The organism is Burkholderia sp. Bp8998, from assembly GCF_003854235.1.
Classification (GTDB): Bacteria; Pseudomonadota; Gammaproteobacteria; order Burkholderiales; family Burkholderiaceae; genus Burkholderia.
In genome coordinates this window covers 1-1597 of record NZ_QTQF01000124.1, presented here as the reverse complement: position 1 = coordinate 1597, position 1597 = coordinate 1, and the positions used below count along the sequence as shown (strand labels likewise).

Annotated in this window: 2 protein-coding genes; both read right to left on the bottom strand. The window is 61.9% G+C overall.

What is annotated here, in order from left to right; genetic code table 11:
- On the bottom strand, positions 1–1228 hold a 1228-nt coding region (locus tag DIE06_RS37710), incomplete at its 3' end, for a CoA-acylating methylmalonate-semialdehyde dehydrogenase (protein ID WP_148094384.1).
- A 207-nt stretch (positions 1229–1435) separates the two neighbouring features.
- On the bottom strand, positions 1436–1597 hold a 162-nt coding region (locus DIE06_RS37705; RefSeq protein WP_260433913.1), incomplete at its 5' end, for an acyl-CoA dehydrogenase family protein.

Sequence of the window (1597 nt, the reverse complement as noted above, 5' to 3'; positions counted from 1 at the left end):
CTTCGTCGAGCGTGTCGACTTCCATCACGACCAGCACCGGCCCGAAGATTTCATGCGTATAGACCGTCATGTCGGGCGTCACGCCCGAGAAGATCGTCGGGCCGATGAAATTGCCTTCCTCGAAGCCGGCGACCTTGACGTCTCGGCCGTCGAGTTCGAGCTTCGCGCCTTCCTTCACGCCCGCGTCGATCAGAGAAAGGACGCGCTGCTTCGCCGCTTTAGACACGACGGGGCCAACGTCGGTGCCGGCTTCAGAGCCCGCGTTGACCTTCAGCGCCTTCGCCTTCGCGACGATGTCCGGCAGCCAGTCGCGCGCACTGCCGACGAGCACCGCGACTGACGTGGCCATGCACCGCTGGCCAGCTGCACCGAACCCTGCACCGGCGAGCGCGTTGGTCGTCTGCTCGCGATTCGCGTCGGGTAACACAACTGCGTGATTCTTCGCGCCCATCATCGACTGCACGCGTTTGCCATGCTGGCTGCCGAGGTTGTACACGTGCGTGCCGACGGCCGTCGAACCGACGAACGAGATTGCCTTCACGAGCGGATGCGTGCAGATCGCGTCGACGACTTCCTTGCCGCCGTGCACGACGTTCAGCACGCCCTTCGGCACGCCGGCTTCGACCGCGAGCTCAACGAGCTCCATCGTTGACAGCGGATCCTGTTCCGACGGCTTGAGCACGAACGTATTGCCGCACACGATCGCCATCGGGAACATCCACAGCGGGATCATCGCGGGAAAGTTGAACGGTGTGATGCCCGCGCACACGCCGATCGGCTGGCGCAGCGTGTACGTATCGACGCCGCCCGCGACGTTCTCTGCGAATTCGCCCAGCTGCAGCGTTCCGACCGAGCATGCGTGCTCGACCACCTCGAGGCCGCGGAAGATGTCGCCTTCGGCGTCGGGCAGCGTCTTGCCCTGCTCAGCCGTCAGCGTCTTGGCGATCCGTTTGAGATTCACTCGCACAAGACCCTGGAACTTCAGCATGATGCGCATGCGCGCGGAGATCGGCGTGTTCTTCCACGTCGCATACGCGGCGTGCGCGGCCTGCACGGCCGCGTCAACTTCCGAGACGGTCGCAAACGGTACACGCCCGAGCACCTGCTGCGTTGCTGGGTTGACAATATCGCGCCACTCAGTCGTCGTGGATTCAACGAAGTTGCCGTCGATAAGCAGTTTCGCGGTCAGCGCAGTTTGCCCAGCCTGGGGCGTCAGATTAGTGTTCATAGATCAGCTTCCTAATTGAGGCCCCGCAATGCATGCAATGCAAAGTTGGCCAATTCATGTTGATGGTGTGCCCGGCCCCGCCACAAATGCGTAACGGAATGGCCAGTGCGTCAATTGCAGCCCTGCTGCGAACCCAACTTCCTGGCACTAGCTCGGTACCACTACGTGACGGTCGTCGAAAAAACCGATACACGCCTACAAACGTTGCTATAGCAAAAGCTGTCGCGCGATCACCATTCGCTGCACTTCGCTGGTGCCCTCGTAAATCTGCGTGATGCGCGCGTCGCGATAATGACGCTCGACTTCGTAATCGGCGAGGTAGCCGTAGCCGCCGTGGATCTGGATCGCATCCGAACACACGCGCTCGGC